The sequence below is a fragment of the Micromonospora sp. NPDC049679 genome, from assembly GCF_040659735.1.
In the GTDB taxonomy this organism is placed as follows: Bacteria; Actinomycetota; Actinomycetes; order Mycobacteriales; family Micromonosporaceae; genus Micromonospora_I.
The window spans coordinates 45,545-63,434 of sequence record NZ_JBFANZ010000007.1 but is presented as its reverse complement, the minus strand read 5'-3'; the positions used below and the strand labels follow the sequence as shown (position 1 = coordinate 63,434).

Genomic DNA, 17,890 nt, shown 5'->3' with positions numbered 1-17,890 from the left:
GACAGCGGTCAGGGGGACAACCGGGGGCGGGACTTGGCGCGCAGCATCTCCCGGTCGGCGATCTCGAACGCCGCGCCGAGCGCGTCCCGCAGGTTGCTCCCCGCTCCACTGAGCTCGGCGAAGCCCACGCTCACCCCGACCGGCGTGCCGGGCACCAGCGACTCCCAGTCCTCCGCGGCGACCGCGGCGCCGATCCGACGCGCCACCTCGTCGGCCTCCCGCATCCCGGCGCCCCGGAGCACCACCACGAACTCGTCGCCGCCGTACCGCGCCACGAAGTCGCCCCGGCGCATCACCCGGTTGACCACCCCGGCGATCCGCTGCAGCACCAGGTCGCCCGAGAGGTGCCCGTGCATGGTGTTGACCGCCTTGAACCCGTCCAGGTCGCAGACCCCGACCACGGCGCCCTCGCCCCGCGACAGCATGGCGGTCACGTACCGTTCCAACTGCCGCCGGTTCGCCAGCCCGGTCAGTGGATCGGTGAGCGCCTCGCCGGCGTAGCGGGAGACCGCCCGGCGCAGGTCCTCGTGGTCCAGCCGCGCCGCGATGCCCTCGACGTAGACGTCGCGGAGCCGGTCGTTGCGCTGGGTGGCGAGCCGGAACGCCTTCCGGTCGGCGCGGTGCGCGGCCGCGTGGTCGCCCGCCGCGGCCAGCGCCAGGCTGCGCAGCCGCGCCGCCTCGGCGGCGCCGAGCGTCTCGAACGACACGGTCACCGTGTCGAGCCGGGTGAGGGCCTCGATCGGCCGCCCCGCGCCGATGGCGAGGCAGATCTCGCCGAGCGTCCGCAGGTCGCGGGCGCGCGCCCCGTCACCCCCGTTGGTCAACAGCCCGGCGCTGTCCAGGCCGTCGTCGGGGACGTCACCGAGCGCCGCGCGCCGGGCCGCCGCATACCCGTACGCGCTGCGGCTGCTCGGCCGCAGCCGGTCGATGGCGTCCTCGCGGAGCAGTCGGGCCAGGTCCGCGGTGATGTCGCGGAGCACCCGCAGACAGCCGTCGGCGTCGCCGTTGTGGTCGAGCGTGACCGCGTTGCGCAGCCGGATGCCCGGTGCGGCCAGCGCTTCGGCGCTCAGCCCGGCGCCGTCGCCGACCTGCCGGGCCCGCTCGATCGCGCTCAGCGCGTAGCCGTGGAAGCCGAGGTAGGAGTAGGCCATGGCGAGGTCGTGCCAGGCCACCGCGGCATCCCAGTCGGCGTCCTCCAGCGCACCGAGCGCGCGTGCGCTGTGCACGAGGTGGGTGACGCAACGCTCCAGCGCGCCCTGGTGGTGCGCGGCGAGCGCGGCGAGGGCGTGGAGGTGACCGTGCAGATAGGGTTCGGGCAGCTCGCGGATGGCGTCGAACGCCTCGTCGACGGCGATCGTGTATTCGGCGGTGCGGCCGAGGTTGATCAACGCGGAGACCCGCTGGACGAGCGCGTCGGCGCGGGCGTGGGGGTCACCGGTGGTGGCGAGCACCTGGTCGAGCAGGGTGAACGCCTCAGCAGACCTGCTGCTCTCCTGAAGTCTGCGCGAACGGCCCAGCGCCTCGGCCTGGTCGTTGACCCGGTCGAGCCAACCCACGCAGAACCTCCCGCAGAAGTGGTCGTTGCCGCCCACCCGGGGTCGGGTGGTTCCGTCCGACGTTCAATGATTATCGCGTGACCGGCTGCCCCGAACAGTCCGCCGAACCGGCTGATCGGACCAGGATGGGACAACCGACCAGGATTGACAACCGACCAGGATGGGACAACCGGCCAGCATGGGAGAACGGACCAGGACCTCGTCGGCGGTGGCGGCCGCGACGGTGACCCTGTCGCGGGCCGGCGTGGTCTCGGCGCGGGCCGACGCCGAGTTTCTCGCCGCGGCGGTGCTGGCGGTGCCGCGCGGCCGACTCGCGCTGACCGACGGCTTCACTGGGGCGGCACTGGCCCGGTTCGAGGAGCTGGTCGCGCGCCGGGCCACCCGGGAGCCGCTGCAGCATCTGATCGGCTCGGCGGCCTTTCGCTACCTGGAGCTGGCGGTGGGGCCGGGCGTGTTCGTGCCGCGTCCCGAGACCGAGCTGCTCGCGGGCTGGGGGATCGACGAGGCGCGGCGGGTGGCGGGGCCGGCGACGGTGGTGGACCTGTGCACCGGCAGCGGGGCGATCGCGCTCGCGGTGGCGAACGAGGTGCCGAGCGCACGCGTCGTCGCGGTGGAGTCGTCACCGGCGGCGCTGGCCTGGCTGCGGCGCAACGCCACGGAGCGGGCGGCCGCCGGCGACCGTGCGATCGAGGTGGTCGAGGCCGACGTGACCGATCCGGAGCTGCTGGACGGGTTGACGGGACGGGTCGACGTGCTGCTCTGCAACCCGCCGTACGTGCCGGACGGCACCCCCGTACCGCCGGAGGTGGCCGATCACGACCCGGCGCAGGCGGTCTTCGGTGGCCCCGACGGGCTGGTCGTGATCCGACCGGTGATCATGCGGGCGGCCGAGCTGTTGCGTCCCGGGGGAGTCGTCGGGATCGAGCACGACGACACGCACGCCGGGGCGGTGCCGGCGCTGCTGGCCGCCAGCGGGCATTTCGGAGATATCGCCAGCCAGCGCGACCTCACCGACCGGCCCCGCTTCGCCACCGCCCGGCGGAACCCTTGATCGCGTGAACCACCGGGTGGAGGCGCGTGGCAGACTGGCACACCGTGATGCTCTATGACTGCCGGTCTCTCGCGGACCGCGACCGAGGCATCGCCGCAGCGATCGAGGCGGTCAAAAACGGCGAGCTGGTCGTCATCCCGACCGATACCGTCTACGGCCTGGGGGCCGACGCCTTCACCCCGTACGCGGTGACTGCCCTGCTCGACGCCAAGGGACGCGGTCGGCATATGCCGCCGCCGGTCCTGGTCGGCTCCCGGCACACCCTCGACGGTCTGGTCATCACGCTGCCGCAGGTCGCCCGCGACCTGGTCGAGGCGTTCTGGCCCGGCGCGCTGACCATCATCGTCGAGCACTCGCCGAGCCTGCAGTGGGACCTCGGCGACGCCGGCGGGACCGTCGCCGTGCGGATGCCGCTGCACCCGGTCGCCCTGGAGGTGCTGCAGGAGACCGGACCGATGGCGGTCTCCTCCGCCAACAAGACCGGACAGCCGGCGGCGGTCACCGCGGAGGAGGCGCGCGACCAGCTCGGCTACTCGGTGCGGGCCTACCTGGAGGCGGGGGTCTGCCCCGACCCGGTGCCGAGCACCATCGTCGACCTCACCACCCACACCCCGCGAATCGTGCGGCAGGGCGCGATCCCGCTGGAGAAGCTGCGCGAAGTCGCTCCCGACATCGTGGGCGCGGTGTCCTGAGTGCCCCCGTTCACCGTTCTCCACGTCTGCATGGGCAACATCTGCCGCTCGCCCATGGCGGAGCGGCTGCTCACCCTCGCGGTGCAGCAGCGGGTCGCGCGGCTGCCGGCCGGTCCGCCGCCGTCGCCCACGCTCCCCGACGAGCTGCTGCACAGCCACAGCGCCGGGACCGGCGGCTGGCACGCCGGCGAGGAGATGAACCCGCCGGCCGCGCGGCAGGTGCGGTCGCGGGGCGGCGACGCCGACGGCTTCGCCGCACGCAAACTGCGATCGGACCACATCGACGCCGCCGACCTGGTCCTCACCGCCACCGCCGACCAGCAGGAGTACGTGGTCGCGCTGCGCCCCGACGCCGCCGCGCGAACCTTCGTGCTCGGTGAATTCGGGCGGCTGCTGACCGGGGTGGACGTCGCGACGCTGCCGCCGGCGGACCCCACGCCGCACGCGGTCTACGCCCGCGGGGTCGCGCTCGTCGGACGGGTCGACGCCGCCCGCGCCGCGACCGGGGCGCTGCCCGGGGACGATCTGGACGACCCGTGGGGCCGTGGTGACCAGTGCTTCAGTCGCGTGGCCGACGAGATCGAGGAGACGGTCCGCCCGCTCGCCGCGATCCTGCTGCCCTGAGCCGCCGTTGACGGCGCCCCGAAACGGCAACTGAACAGGGCGAACGAGCGCGGAACGGCCCGCCCGGGCGGAGCACCTAGACTCGGGTGCGGTGACCCACCCGAGGCAGGAGAGCACGATGACCACTTTCTGGGGGCCGGATTTCGCCGAACTGCAGGCGACCGACCCGGAGATCGCGTCGGTGGTCCTCGGCGAGCTCGACCGGCTCCGCGGCGGTCTGCAACTGATCGCGAGCGAAAACTTCACCTCGCCCGCGGTGCTGGCCGCGCTCGGTTCGACGCTGACCAACAAGTACGCCGAGGGCTATCCGGGGCGGCGCTACTACGGCGGGTGCGCCGAGGTCGACCGGGCTGAGGAGATCGGCATAGCCCGGGCGACGGAGCTGTTCGGGGCGGAGCACGCCAACCTCCAGCCGCACTCCGGCGCCTCGGCCAACCTCGCCGCGTACGCCGCCCTGTTGCAGCCCGGCGACACCGTGCTCGCGATGGACCTGCCGCACGGCGGGCATCTCACCCACGGCAGCAAGGTCAATTTCTCGGGGAAGTGGTTCCGCACGGTCGGCTACACCGTGCGCAAGGACACCGAGCTGATCGACTACGATGAGGTGCGGGACCTGGCGCTCGATCATCGACCCAAGATGATCATCTGTGGTGCCACCGCCTACCCGAGGCTGATCGACTTCGCCCGGTTCCGCGAGATCGCCGACGAGGTCGGCGCGTACCTGATGGTGGACGCCGCGCACTTCATCGGGCTGGTCGCCGGCAAGGCGATCCCGTCGCCCGTGCCCTACGCCGACGTCGTCTGCTTCACCACGCACAAGGTGCTCCGCGGGCCGCGCGGCGGCATGATCCTCTGTCGGGAGGCGCTGGCCCAGCGGATCGACAAGGCCGTCTTCCCGTTCACCCAGGGCGGTCCGCTGATGCACGCCGTCGCCGCGAAGGCGGTCGCGCTCCGCGAGGCCGCGCTGCCGGAGTTCCAGACCTACGCCAGCCAGGTCGTCCGCAACGCCCAGGCGCTCGCCGCCGGGCTGGCCGACGAGGGGATGCGGCCGGTCTCCGGTGGCACGGACACGCACCTGGCCCTGATCGATCTGCGCGAGATCGGGGTGACCGGCCGCGACGCGGAGGAGCGCTGCGACCTGGCGCAGATCACGCTCAACAAGAACGCCATCCCGTACGACCCGGAGAAGCCGATGATCGCGTCTGGTGTCCGGGTCGGCACGCCGAGCGTGACGACCCAGGGCATGCGGGAGGCGGAGATGCGGCGGATCGCCGGACTGATCGCCCGCGCGGTGCGCACCGACCCGACGGGGGCCGGGGGCGCCGAGGCGCTCGCCGGAATCGCCCGCGAGGTCGCCGAGCTGGTCGCCGAGTTCCCGGCGTACCCGCGATGATGCGCAAACGGCTGCGGCACCTCCCGGTGCCGCTGATGGTCTCGGCCGTGCTGCTGGTGCCGGCGGTCGTTGTCGGGTGGGCGGTCGACGGCCCGGCCGGAGCCGCCGGGGGAGCGGTCGGGGTGCTCCTGGTCGCGGCGAGCTACGTGCTCTCCAGCGTCGTGCTGGCCTGGGCCGACTCGGTGCATCCCAAGCTGGTGCTGACCGTCGGTCTGGTGACCTACGCGTTCAAGTTCGCCTTGCTCGGTGTCGCGCTGTTCGCGGTCTCCGGCTCGGGCTGGCCGGGGCTGCGGATGATGGCGGTCGGCATCATGGCCGGCACCGTGGCCTGGGTCACCGCGCAGGTGTGGTGGACGGCGAAGGCGAAGATCCCGTACGTGGAGATCGAGTCGAAGTGATCGCTCGGCCGGCTGACGCGGACATTCTGCCCGGACGGACACCACGGGTGGCGCGACAGGAGTAGCGTGGGTCCTCGTCTGCCACCCGATGCGCCCACACAACCCGGTTGTGCGGGGGGTGAGCCGCAACCTCCTTCTTCCGGCTGATAATGTTCGCCCCGTCATGGCCGATGACCAATCTTCCAAGCCCCCCGAGCCTTCGGGGGCTGATGCGGGTTGGGCTGCCCTCGGTTACCTGCTCGGCGGAATGCTCGTGTGGGGAGGCATGGGGTGGTTGGTCGACCGTTGGCTGGGCCTGCCGAACGTCGGGCTGCTGATCGGACTGATCGGTGGCACGGCGGCCGGGGTGTACTTGACCGTGAAGAGGCTGGGCGCGTGACCATGCCCGACCGACGGAGGATGCGAGTTGTCTGAGCTGCCGACCGTTCTCGCCTCGGAGTTCCCTCCGGGCGTCGAGAGCTTTGACTATCCCAGCCTGATCTCCTCGCTGAACGGCACAGAGTGGGCCTCGGCGTTCACCAAGATCACGCTGCTGGTCTGGATCGCCGCCGCGATCACGCTGGTGTTTTTCCTGGTCACCTACCGCAACCCGCAGTTGGTGCCGTCCAAGAAGCAGTGGCTCGCCGAGTCGGTCTACGGCCTGGTGCGGGACAACATCGCCAAGGACATCATCGGCAAGGAGGGCGTGCGCTTCGCGCCGTACCTCACCACGCTCTTCGTCTTCATTCTCATCAACAACCTCTGGGGCATCTTCCCGTTCGCGCAGATCTCCCCGATGTCGCACATCGCGTTCCCGATCGTGCTGGCCGTCGCCTCGTGGCTGCTCTATAACGCGATCGGCATCCGCAAGCACGGCTTCTTCGGCTACATCAAGCACAGCGTCTGGGTCCCGGGCGCTCCGCTCTTCGTGCAGCCGATCCTGGTGCCGATCGAGTTCGTCTCCAACCTGCTGCTCCGCCCGGTCACCCTGGCGGTGCGACTCTTCGCCAACATGTTCGCCGGTCACATGATCCTGCTGGTCTTCACCCTCGGCGGGGTCGCGCTCTTCCAGGCGCAGTCGGTCTTCCTCAAGCCGGTCGCACTGCTGAGCTGGGGCATGGCGATCGTGATGACCCTCTTCGAGCTGGGCATCCTGGTTCTCCAGGCATACGTCTTCACCCTGCTCACCGCGACGTACCTCCAGAGCTCGCTCGCCGAAGAGCACTGATCTTCCGCACGGCACGAGCTCGCGCAACATCACCGATCGACAACTAAACATTCAACCTAAACGTGCGCGTGATGGTCACGCGTTCAACGCAGGAGGAAACAACATGTTCCTGGCCGAGATCCAAGGCAACCTCAACGCCATCGGCTACGGCATCGCCGCCCTGGGCCCCGGCATCGGCGTTGGTCTGGTGTTCGCCGCCTACATCCAGGCGACCGCACGTCAGCCCGAGAGCGCCGGCCTGACCCGCGTCTACATGTTCATGGGCTTCGCCGTGATCGAGGCGCTGGCGCTGCTCGGCCTGGTGCTCGCGTTCGCGCTCAACACGTCAGCCTGACCGGGGTCGAGTACGAAGCTGACTCGGCGACCGTCCCGCAATGGTCGGTCACTGGCGAAGGGAAATGTCCATGTACGTAGCCGCGGAGGGCGGCGGGCACGGGAATATCCTGCTCCCGCCTCTGGCTGAAATCATCGTCGGTCTCGTTGCGTTCGGCGTCGTCCTGTTCATCCTGGTCAAGTTCGTCTTTCCCCGCATGGAAGCGATGTACCAGGCGCGGGTCGAGGCGATCGAGGGCGGCATCAAGCGGGCCGAGGCGGCACAGGCCGAGGCCAACAAGCTGCTCGAGCAGTACAAGGCACAGCTCGCCGAGGCGCGCACCGACGCCGCGAAGATCCGCGACGACGCCCGCGCCGACGCCGAGGGCATCCGCCAGGACATCCTCGCCAAGGCTCGGGAAGAGTCCGACCGCATCATCGCGGCCGGCAAGGAGCAGCTCGCGGCCGAGCGCCAGACCATCGTCCACCAGCTGCGCACCGAGGTGGGCACGCTCGCGGTCGACCTGGCTAGCAGGATCGTCGGTGAGTCGCTCGCCGACGAGGCGCGGCGCAAGGGCAGTGTCGACCGGTTCCTGACCGAGCTCGAGAGCTCGGGGGCGCGCTGATGGAGTCCGCCACCAGCCGGGAGTCGTACGCGGCGGCGGCCGAGCGTCTGGCCGCCTTCGCGGGCGGAGCCGACGCGCCGGCGATCGCCGCGGCGGCCGACGAGATTCTCTCGGTGGCCGACCTGCTCCGGCGTGAGCCGCGGCTGCGGCGGGCGCTCTCCGATCCGGCCCGCACCGGCGAGGAGCGCGCGGGGCTGTTGCGCGGTCTGCTCGCCGGCAAGGTCGGGCAGGACGCCGGCGAGGTGTTGAGCGTCATCGCGGGCGGCCGTTGGTCGGCTCCGTCGGCGGTGCTCGACACGACCGAGCGGATCGGGGTAGAGGCGGTGCTGGCCGCGGCCGAGCGCGCCGGCGAGCTGGCCGAGGTGGAGGACGAGCTCTTCCGCTTCGGGCAGATCATCGACGGTGACCCGCAGCTGGGCGCGGCCATCGGCGACGCGACGGCCGACCCGGACCGCCGCAGCGAGCTGGTTAAGGCGCTGCTGACCGGGAAGGCCAGGTCGGCCACGATCCGGCTGGCCGAGCTGGCGGTGCGGGGCTTCGGCGGACGTTCCGTCGGCGCGGCGCTGAGCCGGCTCGTCGAGCTCGCCGCGGAGCGGCGCGACCGGCAGCTGGCTCACGTGACCGTGGCGACCCCTCTCACCGAGGAAGAGGAGCGTCGACTGGGCGCGAAGCTCACCGAAATGTACGGTCGAGAGGTCGCCCTGAAGTTCACGGTCGACCCGGCGGTCCTCGGTGGGATGAGCGTGCTGATCGGATCCGATCTCTACGACGGAACTGTGCGGCGCCGCCTCATCGACACCCGCAAAGCGCTCTCCGGGCGCTGATTCTGACCACGCCGTTCCGGGATCATCCGGGCCTTAGACATAGAGGAAGCAGACGATGGCCGAGCTGACCATCTCGTCAGACGATATCCGTGGCGCCCTTGAGCGCTACGTCTCCTCCTACACGCCGGAGCTGTCTCGCGAAGAGGTCGGCACGGTTGCCGATGCCGGTGACGGCATCGCCCACGTCGAGGGGCTTCCCTCGACCATGGCCAGCGAGCTGCTCGAGTTCGAGGACGGCACGCTCGGCGTGGCGCTCAACCTCGACGTCCGCGACATCGGTGTCGTCGTACTCGGCGACTACTCCGGCATCGAGGAAGGGCAGCGCGTCAAGCGCACCGGCCGCGTGCTCTCGGTGCCGGTCGGCGACAAGTTCCTGGGCCGCGTGGTCGACGCGCTCGGCACCCCGATCGACGGTCTGGGTGACATCGAGAGCGAGGGCTACCGCGAGCTGGAACTGCGCGCGCCCAACGTGGTGTCGCGGCAGAGCGTCAGCGAGCCGATGCAGACCGGCATCAAGGCGATCGACGCGATGACCGCGATCGGCCGTGGCCAGCGTCAGCTGATCATCGGTGACCGGCAGACCGGCAAGACGACGGTCGCTCTGGACACGATCATCAACCAGCGGGCCAACTGGCAGTCCGGTGACCCGAAGAAGCAGGTCCGCTGCATCTACGTGGCGATCGGCCAGAAGGCCTCGACGATCGCCTCGGTCAAGGGCACGCTCGAAGCGCACGGCGCGATGGAATACACCACCATCGTCGCCTCGCCCGCCTCCGACCCGGCCGGCTTCAAGTACATCGCGCCCTACGCCGGTTCGGCCATCGGCCAGCACTGGATGTACGGCGGCAAGCACGTCCTGATCGTCTTCGACGACCTGACGAAGCAGGCGGAGGCCTACCGGGCCGTCTCGCTGCTGCTGCGCCGTCCGCCGGGCCGTGAGGCCTACCCCGGTGACGTCTTCTACCTGCACTCCCGTCTGCTGGAGCGTTGCGCGAAGCTCTCCGACGAGCTGGGTGGCGGCTCGATGACCGGTCTGCCGATCATCGAGACGAAGGCTGGTGACATCTCGGCCTTCATCCCGACCAACGTCATCTCGATCACCGACGGACAGGTCTTCCTGCAGACCGACCTGTTCAACCAGGGCGTCCGGCCGGCGATCAACGTCGGTACCTCGGTCTCCCGCGTCGGTGGCGCGGCGCAGCCCAAGCCGATGAAGAAGGTGGCCGGCCGTCTCCGCCTCGACCTCGCGCAGTACCGCGAGCTCGAGTCGTTCGCCGCCTTCGCCTCGGACCTGGACAAGGCGTCGCGTCAGCAGTTGGAGCGCGGCTCCCGCCTGGTCGAGCTGCTCAAGCAGCCGAACTACTCGCCGTTCCCGCCGGAGGAGCAGACCGTGTCGGTCTGGACCGGCACGGAGGGCAAGCTCGACGACGTCCCGGTGGACCAGGTGCGCAAGTTCGAGGGCGAGTTCCTCGACTTCGTGCGCCGGAACTACAAGGACACGCTCGAGGCGATCGCGGGCAACACCTGGAACGACGACATCACCTCGAAGCTCGATGAGGCGATCGTGAAGTTCAAGGAGCAGTTCCTGTCGCGCGGCGAGGGCGAGCAGGGCCGGTCGGACGTTCCCGCGACCGAGAGCCTGTAGGGGGCGTAGATGCCGGCCCAGGTTCGCGTTCTCCGCGGGCGGATCCGCTCCGCGAAGAACATGAAGAAGATCACCAAGGCGATGGAGCTCGTCGCGACGAGCCGCATCGCCAAGGCGCAGGCGCGGCTCGAGGCCTCCCGGCCGTACGCCGAGGCCATCACTGGCGTGCTCACGGCGCTGGCGGTCAACGCCACGGTCGATCACCCGCTGCTTACCGCCCGTCCGCAGGTGCGGCGGGCGGGAGTGGTGGTCGTGACGAGCGACCGCGGCCTGGCCGGTGGCTACAGCTCCAACGCGATCAAGACGGCTGAGGCGCTGGTGGAGCGCCTTCGGCAGGACGGGAAGGAAGCCGTCCTCTACGTCGTTGGACGTAAGGGCGTGACGTACTACCGCTTCCGTAACCGTCCGATCGAGGCGAGCTGGACCGGATTCTCGGAGCAGCCGTCCTTCGACGACGCCCGCACCATCGGTGAGACGCTGATCGAGGCGTTCCAGCGGGGTATCGACGACACGGACACCGACACCGGTGCCGACCGCGTGCTCGGCCTCGACGAGCTGCACATCGTCTACACGGAGTTCAAGTCGCTCATGACCCAGACTCCGGTGCCCCGGATCATCGGTCCGATGGAGATCGAGAAGCCGGAGGGTGCGCTGCCGGCGTACGAGTTCGAGCCGGAGCCCGAGGCACTGCTCGACGCGCTGCTGCCGAAGTACATCAACACCCGCATCTACGCGGCGTTGGTGGAGTCGTCGGCGAGCGAGTCGGCGGCGCGTCGGCGCGCGATGAAGAGCGCGACCGACAATGCCGAAGATGCGATCGAGAAGTACACCCGTGAGATGAACTCGGCCCGACAGGCCGGGATCACCCAGGAGATCAGTGAGATCGTCGGCGGCGCGAACGCGCTGGCCGCGGCGGGAAGTGAAGTGTGATGACAGCGACTGTTGAGACCAAGACGGCGACCGGCCGCGTGGTCCGGGTCATCGGCCCGGTCGTCGACGCCGAGTTCCCGCGCGATGCGATGCCCGAGATCTTCAACGCTCTGCATGTCGACGTCGAGCTGGCTCAGGGCAAGAGCACGCTGACCCTCGAGGTGGCCCAGCACCTGGGCGAGAACCTCGTACGGGCGATTTCGATGCAGCCCACCGACGGCCTGGTCCGCGGTGTCGAGGTCCGTGACACCGGCTCCGCGATCTCCGTCCCGGTTGGGGACGGTGTCAAGGGCCGCGTGTTCAACGCGATCGGCGAGTGCCTCAACCTCAAGGAGGGCGAGACGCTCGACATCAAGGAGCGGTGGGGGATCCACCGCAAGGCCCCGGCCTTCGCGGACCTGGAGCCGAAGACCGAGATGCTGGAGACCGGCATCAAGGTGCTCGACCTGCTCGCCCCGTACGTCAAGGGTGGCAAGATCGGCCTGTTCGGCGGCGCGGGCGTGGGCAAGACGGTGCTCATCCAGGAGATGATCATCCGCGTTGCCAACAACTTCGGTGGTACCTCGGTCTTCGCCGGCGTGGGTGAGCGCACCCGCGAGGGCAACGACCTCATCACCGAAATGACGGAGTCCGGCGTCATCGACAAGACCGCGCTGGTCTACGGCCAGATGGACGAGCCGCCGGGCACGCGTCTGCGGGTCGCGCTCTCCGCGCTGACCATGGCGGAGTACTTCCGCGACGTGCAGAAGCAGGAAGTGCTGCTCTTCATCGACAACATCTTCCGGTTCACCCAGGCCGGTTCCGAGGTGTCGACCCTGCTGGGTCGCATGCCGTCGGCCGTGGGTTACCAGCCGACGCTGGCAGACGAGATGGGTGAGCTGCAGGAGCGGATCACCTCGGTGAAGGGTCAGGCGATCACCTCGATGCAGGCGATCTACGTGCCGGCCGACGACTACACCGACCCGGCGCCGTCGACCACCTTCGCCCACCTGGACGCCACCACCAACCTGGAGCGTTCGATCTCCGACAAGGGCATCTACCCGGCGGTTGACCCGCTGGCGTCCTCGTCGCGGATCCTCGCCCCGGAGTACGTGGGCCAGGAGCACTACGCGGTGGCCACCGAGGTGAAGCGGATCCTGCAGCGTTACCGCGACCTGCAGGACATCATCGCCATCCTCGGTATGGAAGAGCTCTCCGAGGAAGACAAGATCACCGTGAACCGGGCCCGCCGGATCGAGCGGTTCCTGTCGCAGAACACCTTCGCCGCGGAGGTCTTCACCGGCATCAAGGGTTCGTACGTGCCGGTCAAGGACACCGTCGAGGCGTTCCGGAAGATCAGCGAAGGGGAGTACGACCACTTCCCCGAGCAGGCCTTCTTCATGTGCGGTGGCCTCGATGACCTCGAGCGCAACGCGCGTGAGCTGATGAAGAACGACTGATCACCGATCACCCCGAGCAAGGCGCTCTCCGGTCACGGAGGGCGCCTTGATCGTTTTCTGATCTGGCGTTTTCCGTCTGCCGCGCTACCGTCGACGCAACGTTTGGGACCCCGGGCTCGTATATGTCCATGGGGGCGACGGAAGGAGGCGGCGGTGGTCGGCGACACGGGCAAGGGCGGCGCGCGACGGAAACGGTCGGCGCTGCCGCGGTGGGCCCGGTGGTGCACGGCGCTGGGTGCCGCGCTCATGCTGATCAGCGGCGTCGTCCTGGTGGGCGCCGAGGCGTTGCTGGCCCGCTACGCGGGCGCCGTGCGCAGCGACGACCTTTTCGACGACACGGGGAAGCAGGAGGCGCGCAGTGACATCACCGGCCCGCTCAACCTGCTGCTGGTCGGCATCGACCCGCGGGCGTCGAGCCCCAACACCCCGCCGCTCGCCGACTCGGTTCTGATCCTGCACGTGACGCCGTCGATGGAGCAGGCCTACCTCTTCTCAATGCCCCGGGACCTCATTGTCGAGATCCCGCGATTCGACAAGGCAAACTTCCCCGGCGGCAGTGACCGGATCAACTCCGCCATGGCGTACGGCAGCAAGGTTCCCGGCCAGGACAAGCCGGACCCCGCCCGTGGCTTCGCACTGCTCGCCAAGACCGTTTCGCAGCGGACCGGCATCGCCCGCTTCGACGCCGGCGCGATCATCAACTTCACGGGCTTCCAGAAGATCGTCGACGCCATGGGCGGCGTCACCATGTACATCGATGGTGATGTCAAGTCCGAGCACCGGGAGCCGGACGGGCGGCACCGTCGAGGTAATCCCGCCGGGGAGGGGTACATCGGGCCGCAGGCGGAATACAAGAAGGGCACCCGGCATCTGGAGGGCTGGCAGGCGCTCGACTACGTCCGGCAGCGGAAAACCCTCCCGGACAGCGACTACGGGCGCCAGCGTCACCAGCAGCAGTTCGTGAAGGCCATGGTGAACCAGGCATTCAGCCGCGATGTGGTGACCAACCCGTTCAAGCTCGACTCGGTGCTGCGCGCCGCGGGTCAGTCGGTCATCTTCGACGGCCACGGGCACACGGTGGCCGAGTTCGGCTTCGCGTTGCGCAACATCCGGTCCAGCTCGATCGTGATGATGAAGCTCCCCGGAGAGTCGATCATGAATGGCAGCGACTATCAGGGGGAGCGCCTGCAGCCGCTCGCGGAGGAGTTCTTCGCCGCGCTCCGCGGCGGCTCGGTCGAGACATTCGTCGTCAGCCATCCTGAGCTGCTGAACCAGGAGAAGTAGTCGCCACTGTGCCGCAGGCCACCCGCCTTAGGCGATCGGGGCGGGCGGGATTAGACTCGGGCGATCCGCCGCCCACAAGGAGACAGCGTGGCAAAGCAGCTGCACGTCGAGCTCGTAGCCGTCGAAAAGAAGGTCTGGACCGGCGAGGCCGAGATGGTCATCGCGCGGACCACCGAGGGCGAGCTCGGTGTCCTCCCCGGGCACGCGCCCCTGCTGGGGCAGCTCGCCGAGCCCGGCCAGGTGCGCATCACGCTCGGCGGTGGCGAGCAGGTCGCCTACGACGTCGCCGGCGGTTTCGTGTCCGTGACGGCCGAGGGTGTCACCATTCTCGCCGAAGAGGCCGTGCCGGCCACCGCTTCTGCGACGCACTGACGCGCGACGTCACGATGCGGGCCCTGGAGTGGATCGGAGCAAGTCTCCTGATCCTGCTTGCCGCGGTGACGGTCCTTGTCGCCCGCCGGGCCGTGCTGGTGCGGGCGGGCGGCACCATCAAACTCAACGTCCGCGTGTCGACGATGCTGCACGGCCGGGGTTGGTCCCCGGGCTTCGGACGGTTCGTCGGCGACGAACTCCGCTGGTACCGGTTGTTCAGCTTCGCGGTCCGGCCCAAGCGCGTGCTCTCGCGACGGGGGCTCGCTGTGGAGCGGCGGCGACTGCCCGAGGGGCAGGAGCGGCTCGCGATGTCCGCTGACTGGATCATCCTGCGCTGTGTCAGCCACCAGGCTCCGATCGAGATCGCCATGGCGAAGTCGACGGTGACGGGTTTCCTTTCGTGGCTCGAGGCCGCCCCTCCGGGGGCGGTCTCGCCGCGTATGGCCCAGGACTGGCCCGCCGCCTGACCCGCGCCGTCCCCGCGTGACTGGCCCTCCCCGCACGTCCCCGCAAACTCTCCGTCGATCAAGGACGAATTCGCACGGCTTGATCTTCAATCGTGTGAATATGCCCTTGATCGACGGGTAGCCCCTTGGGGTGGGGAGCGGCCGCCACGAGTTCGACCTCGTAGCCGTACCCGTCCGCCAGGTAGGCCGCGTACACGTCCGGCCCGCCGGCATACGGATGCCGCTCCGGGAAGAGCAGCGACCACCCATGCGCCGGCGCCTGCGCCACCAGCCGGTCCACGGCGGCCGCCGGGCCGGCGTGGAACGCCAGATGGTTGAGCCCCGGCGCGAGCCGGTCGTGCACCCGCCCGGAGAGCGCCGGGGACTCCTCCAGCACGACGTAGCTGGGCCCGTGCCGCCAGGAACGGCCGTTCGCCCATTCCTGGTACGGCGCCCAGCCCAGCTCGCCCAGGAGCCAGCCCCAGCTGCGCGTCGCCGCCCCGAGGTCCGGCACCCACACCTCGACGTGGTGCAGCCCGCCGGATTCACCCGCCTGCGTGCTCACTCCTCGCGCTTGCCGCCGGGCACCCACAGGACGTCGCCGTCCGGGTTTGCCGTTCTCGACAAGATGAACAGCAGATCCGACAGCCGGTTGAGATACTTTGCCGGGAGGACACTGGTTCGTTCCGGTTCTTGACTGACCAGCGCCCATGCCGCGCGCTCGGCTCGCCGGGCCACTGTGCGTGCCACGTGCAACAGCGCCGCCCCCGCGGTGCCGCCCGGCAGGACGAAGGAGTCAAGCTTGGACAGCCGTGCGTTGAATTCGTCGCACCAGCCTTCGAGGCGGGTGATGTACTCCTCGGTGACCCGCAGCGGCGGGTACGCCGGATCGGGCTCGACCGGGGTGGCGAGGTCGGCGCCCACGTCGAAGAGATCGTTCTGGATCAGCGTGAGGATCGCCCGCGGCTCATCGTCGAGGTGGCCCAGGGCGAGCGCGACCCCGAGCGCGGCGTTGCACTCGTCGACGTCGGCGTACGCGCCGATCCGCGGACCGGTCTTCGCGACCTGCTCGTTGTTGCTCAACCTGGTCATGCCGGCATCGCCGGTCCTGGTGTAGATGCGCGTGAGGTGGACGGCCATGGGCCACAGCGTACGGACGCCCGCACCGCCGGCGGTGACCGGCGGAGCAGAGCCGGCGGCGGATCCCGTGCCGGGCGACGGGATGATGCCGGAGCGGCCTGCCCCGGCGGTCGGCGGCTGGCCCGGTCCGGGCGGGGCGGACGGGGGCGGGGCAACAGACGCTCCTACGATGACCGACGTGGACGTGATCAGGGTCAACGGTGGTGCCCGCTTGGCGGGGCAGGTCCACGTCGTGGGCGCGAAGAACTCGGCGCTCAAGTTGATGGCCGCCGCGCTGCTCGCCCCCGGCAAGAGCGTCATCAGCAATGTGCCCCGGATCACCGACATCGCGATCATGGGTGAGGTGCTGCGTCGGCTCGGCTGTGAGGTCTCGTTCGCGGACGACGATCCGGTGGGAGTGGGTCCGGCGCGGGCCTCCTCGGTCATCATCGACGTGCCCGAGGAGTTGAGCAGCGAAGCCGACTACGACCTGGTGCGCCGGTTGCGCGCCTCGATCTGCGTGCTCGGGCCGCTGCTGGCCCGGTGCGGGACCGTCCGGGTGGCGCATCCCGGTGGTGACGCGATCGGGTCGCGCGGGCTCGACATGCACGTGGCGGGTCTGGCCCGGATGGGCGCGGACGTCTCGGGGGAGCACGGGTTCGTCATCGCCGAGGCCCCCGACGGCCTGCACGGCGCGACCATCTGGCTGGACTTCCCGAGCGTCGGCGCGACCGAGAATCTGCTGATGGCCGCGGTGCTGGCCAAGGGCGTCACGGAGATCGACAACGCCGCGCGCGAGCCGGAGATCGTCGACATCTGCCTGATGCTGTCGCAGATGGGGGCCAACATCGAAGGTGCGGGCACGTCGACGTTGCGCATCGAAGGGGTCGATGAGCTGCACCCGGTGCGGCACGCCACGGTGGGCGACCGGATCGTCGGCGGCACCTGGGCGTTCGCGGCGGCGATGACCCGCGGCGACGTGACGGTGACGGGCGTGAGCCCGCACTTCCTGGAGATCGCGCTCGACAAGGTCATCTCGGCGGGCGGCCTGGTGGAGACCCGGACCGACGCGTTCCGGGTGCAGATGGACCGGCGCCCCATGGCCGTCGACGTGGTGACCCTGCCCTACCCCGGCTTCGCCACCGATCTGCTGCCGATGGCGATCGGACTCGCCGCGGTGAGTGAGGGCGCGTCGCTGGTCACCGAGAACATCTTCGACGGGCGATTCATGTTCGTGAACGAGATGGCGCGGCTCGGCGCCGACATCAAGACCGACGGGCACCACGCGGTCGTCCGCGGGCGGGAACGGCTCTCCAGCGCCCCCGTACGGGCGACGGACATCCGCGCTGGCGCCGGGCTCGTGATCGCCGGGCTCTGCGCCGACGGCGTGACCGAGATTTCGCACGTGCATCACATCGACCGCGGCTACCCGAGCTTCGTGGACGACCTGCGGGCGCTCGGCGTGGAGGCGGAGCGGGTGGTCGCGCCGGAGGAGCCGTCCTTCACGCTGTGACGGTCCGCGGCCGGCGGAGTCTCCCGTCCGCACCGGCCCCTTCGGCGCCGGCCTACCGCCAGGGCGAGGTGAAGCCGTCGGGCTCGTCCTGGGCCCGCCGGACGAGGTTGCGCGCGCGTTGGAGATCCTCCGCGAAGACGAGGATGCGGATCCGGGCGTCGAGGTCGGTGGCGTGCGTCGAGCGGATGCCGGCATGGGCGAGGAAACGACGCACCGCGATCGCGACGACCAGTTGGTCGGCGTAGGCGGCGACCTCGAGCAGGCCGAAGTCGTCGTCGGCGCCGACCCGCGCCGACGGGCGGGGCTGCGGCCAGAACATCCACCACAGTGCGGCCGCGAGCACGCCGACGACGGCGAAAGTGATCAGCGGCTCGGCCAGATGCCAGCCGTCCTGCAGCGGCATGGGCACATTGTGCCAGCGCGCAGGGTTGTCGGGGCTCAACTCGGCCAGGACATGGC

At 69.9% G+C, this 17,890-nt stretch carries 20 protein-coding genes and 1 pseudogene; 17 read left to right on the top strand and 4 right to left on the bottom strand.

Annotation, left to right across the window (positions count from 1 at the left end; translation table 11 throughout):
* Positions 1-8 precede the first annotated feature (8 nt).
* Positions 9-1,556 carry a GGDEF domain-containing protein gene (locus tag AB0J06_RS07010; RefSeq protein ID WP_357425519.1) on the bottom strand — a complete coding sequence of 516 codons (1,548 nt, stop codon included), beginning with the start codon at positions 1,554-1,556 and terminating at the stop codon, positions 9-11.
* A gap of 178 nt (positions 1,557-1,734) precedes the next feature.
* On the opposite strand from AB0J06_RS07010, the gene prmC reads away from it, so the two are divergent.
* The 16 genes from prmC (at position 1,735) to AB0J06_RS06930 (ending at position 14,820) form a co-directional block, all read left to right on the top strand.
* Complete coding sequence (gene prmC, locus AB0J06_RS07005) at positions 1,735-2,607, top strand: peptide chain release factor N(5)-glutamine methyltransferase (protein ID WP_357425517.1); 873 nt, start codon at positions 1,735-1,737, stop codon at positions 2,605-2,607.
* Positions 2,608-2,654: 47 nt separating this feature from the next.
* Complete coding sequence (locus AB0J06_RS07000; RefSeq protein WP_357425707.1) at positions 2,655-3,299, top strand: L-threonylcarbamoyladenylate synthase; 645 nt, start codon at positions 2,655-2,657, stop codon at positions 3,297-3,299.
* Complete coding sequence (locus AB0J06_RS06995) at positions 3,300-3,923, top strand: phosphotyrosine protein phosphatase (RefSeq protein WP_357425515.1); 624 nt, start codon at positions 3,300-3,302, stop codon at positions 3,921-3,923.
* A gap of 118 nt (positions 3,924-4,041) precedes the next feature.
* Positions 4,042-5,316: a serine hydroxymethyltransferase gene (gene glyA, locus AB0J06_RS06990; RefSeq protein WP_357425513.1), complete on the top strand. Its 1,275-nt coding sequence runs from the start codon at positions 4,042-4,044 to the stop codon at positions 5,314-5,316.
* A complete protein-coding gene (locus AB0J06_RS06985) occupies positions 5,313-5,714 on the top strand; it encodes a hypothetical protein (RefSeq protein ID WP_357425511.1) in 402 nt (133 codons plus the stop codon). The genes glyA and AB0J06_RS06985 overlap by 4 nt, the downstream gene beginning before the upstream one ends.
* Positions 5,715-5,961: 247 nt before the next feature.
* Positions 5,962-6,093 (top strand): hypothetical protein, encoded by a 132-nt coding sequence (locus AB0J06_RS06980; RefSeq protein ID WP_357425509.1) that lies wholly within the window; start codon positions 5,962-5,964, stop codon positions 6,091-6,093.
* Between the two features lie 27 nt (positions 6,094-6,120).
* Positions 6,121-6,921, top strand: coding sequence for a F0F1 ATP synthase subunit A (gene atpB / locus AB0J06_RS06975; protein WP_357425507.1), 801 nt, complete (start codon positions 6,121-6,123; stop codon positions 6,919-6,921).
* A 103-nt stretch (positions 6,922-7,024) separates the two neighbouring features.
* Positions 7,025-7,255, top strand: coding sequence for an ATP synthase F0 subunit C (gene atpE / locus AB0J06_RS06970; protein WP_357425505.1), 231 nt, complete (start codon positions 7,025-7,027; stop codon positions 7,253-7,255).
* A gap of 70 nt (positions 7,256-7,325) precedes the next feature.
* The gene (locus tag AB0J06_RS06965; RefSeq protein ID WP_357425705.1) at positions 7,326-7,859 is read left to right on the top strand and encodes a F0F1 ATP synthase subunit B; all 534 of its coding nucleotides are present in this window, start codon (positions 7,326-7,328) and stop codon (positions 7,857-7,859) included.
* A complete protein-coding gene (locus AB0J06_RS06960) occupies positions 7,859-8,683 on the top strand; it encodes a F0F1 ATP synthase subunit delta (protein ID WP_357425503.1) in 825 nt (274 codons plus the stop codon). Before AB0J06_RS06965 ends, AB0J06_RS06960 begins: the two co-directional genes overlap by 1 nt.
* Before the next feature lie 55 nt (positions 8,684-8,738).
* Positions 8,739-10,328, top strand: a complete 1,590-nt coding sequence (atpA, locus tag AB0J06_RS06955) for a F0F1 ATP synthase subunit alpha (RefSeq protein WP_357425501.1) — start codon at positions 8,739-8,741, stop codon at positions 10,326-10,328.
* Between the two features lie 9 nt (positions 10,329-10,337).
* Positions 10,338-11,258, top strand: a complete 921-nt coding sequence (locus AB0J06_RS06950; protein ID WP_357425499.1) for a F0F1 ATP synthase subunit gamma — start codon at positions 10,338-10,340, stop codon at positions 11,256-11,258.
* A complete protein-coding gene (atpD, locus tag AB0J06_RS06945; protein ID WP_357425497.1) occupies positions 11,258-12,697 on the top strand; it encodes a F0F1 ATP synthase subunit beta in 1,440 nt (479 codons plus the stop codon). Before AB0J06_RS06950 ends, atpD begins: the two co-directional genes overlap by 1 nt.
* 153 nt (positions 12,698-12,850) lie before the next feature.
* Entirely contained in the window at positions 12,851-13,981 is a 1,131-nt protein-coding gene (locus AB0J06_RS06940) for an LCP family protein (protein WP_357425495.1), read from the top strand.
* A gap of 87 nt (positions 13,982-14,068) precedes the next feature.
* Positions 14,069-14,353 carry a F0F1 ATP synthase subunit epsilon gene (locus AB0J06_RS06935; protein ID WP_357425493.1) on the top strand — a complete coding sequence of 95 codons (285 nt, stop codon included), beginning with the start codon at positions 14,069-14,071 and terminating at the stop codon, positions 14,351-14,353.
* A gap of 14 nt (positions 14,354-14,367) precedes the next feature.
* A complete protein-coding gene (locus AB0J06_RS06930) occupies positions 14,368-14,820 on the top strand; it encodes a DUF2550 domain-containing protein (RefSeq protein WP_357425491.1) in 453 nt (150 codons plus the stop codon).
* Positions 14,821-14,962: 142 nt separating this feature from the next.
* Here the strand turns inward: AB0J06_RS06930 and AB0J06_RS06925 are convergent.
* Positions 14,963-15,364, bottom strand: a pseudogene (locus tag AB0J06_RS06925) (VOC family protein); the annotation flags it as partial.
* A complete protein-coding gene (locus AB0J06_RS06920; RefSeq protein WP_357425489.1) occupies positions 15,361-15,939 on the bottom strand; it encodes a cob(I)yrinic acid a,c-diamide adenosyltransferase in 579 nt (192 codons plus the stop codon). The gene AB0J06_RS06920 and the pseudogene AB0J06_RS06925, both read right to left, overlap by 4 nt.
* Positions 15,940-16,108: 169 nt before the next feature.
* On the opposite strand from AB0J06_RS06920, the gene murA reads away from it, so the two are divergent.
* Entirely contained in the window at positions 16,109-17,431 is a 1,323-nt protein-coding gene (gene murA / locus AB0J06_RS06915; protein ID WP_357425486.1) for a UDP-N-acetylglucosamine 1-carboxyvinyltransferase, read from the top strand.
* Positions 17,432-17,483: 52 nt separating this feature from the next.
* Here murA and AB0J06_RS06910 read toward each other — a convergent pair whose 3' ends face one another.
* Positions 17,484-17,834 carry a hypothetical protein gene (locus AB0J06_RS06910; RefSeq protein WP_357425484.1) on the bottom strand — a complete coding sequence of 117 codons (351 nt, stop codon included), beginning with the start codon at positions 17,832-17,834 and terminating at the stop codon, positions 17,484-17,486.
* Between the last annotated feature and the right edge of the window lie 56 nt (positions 17,835-17,890).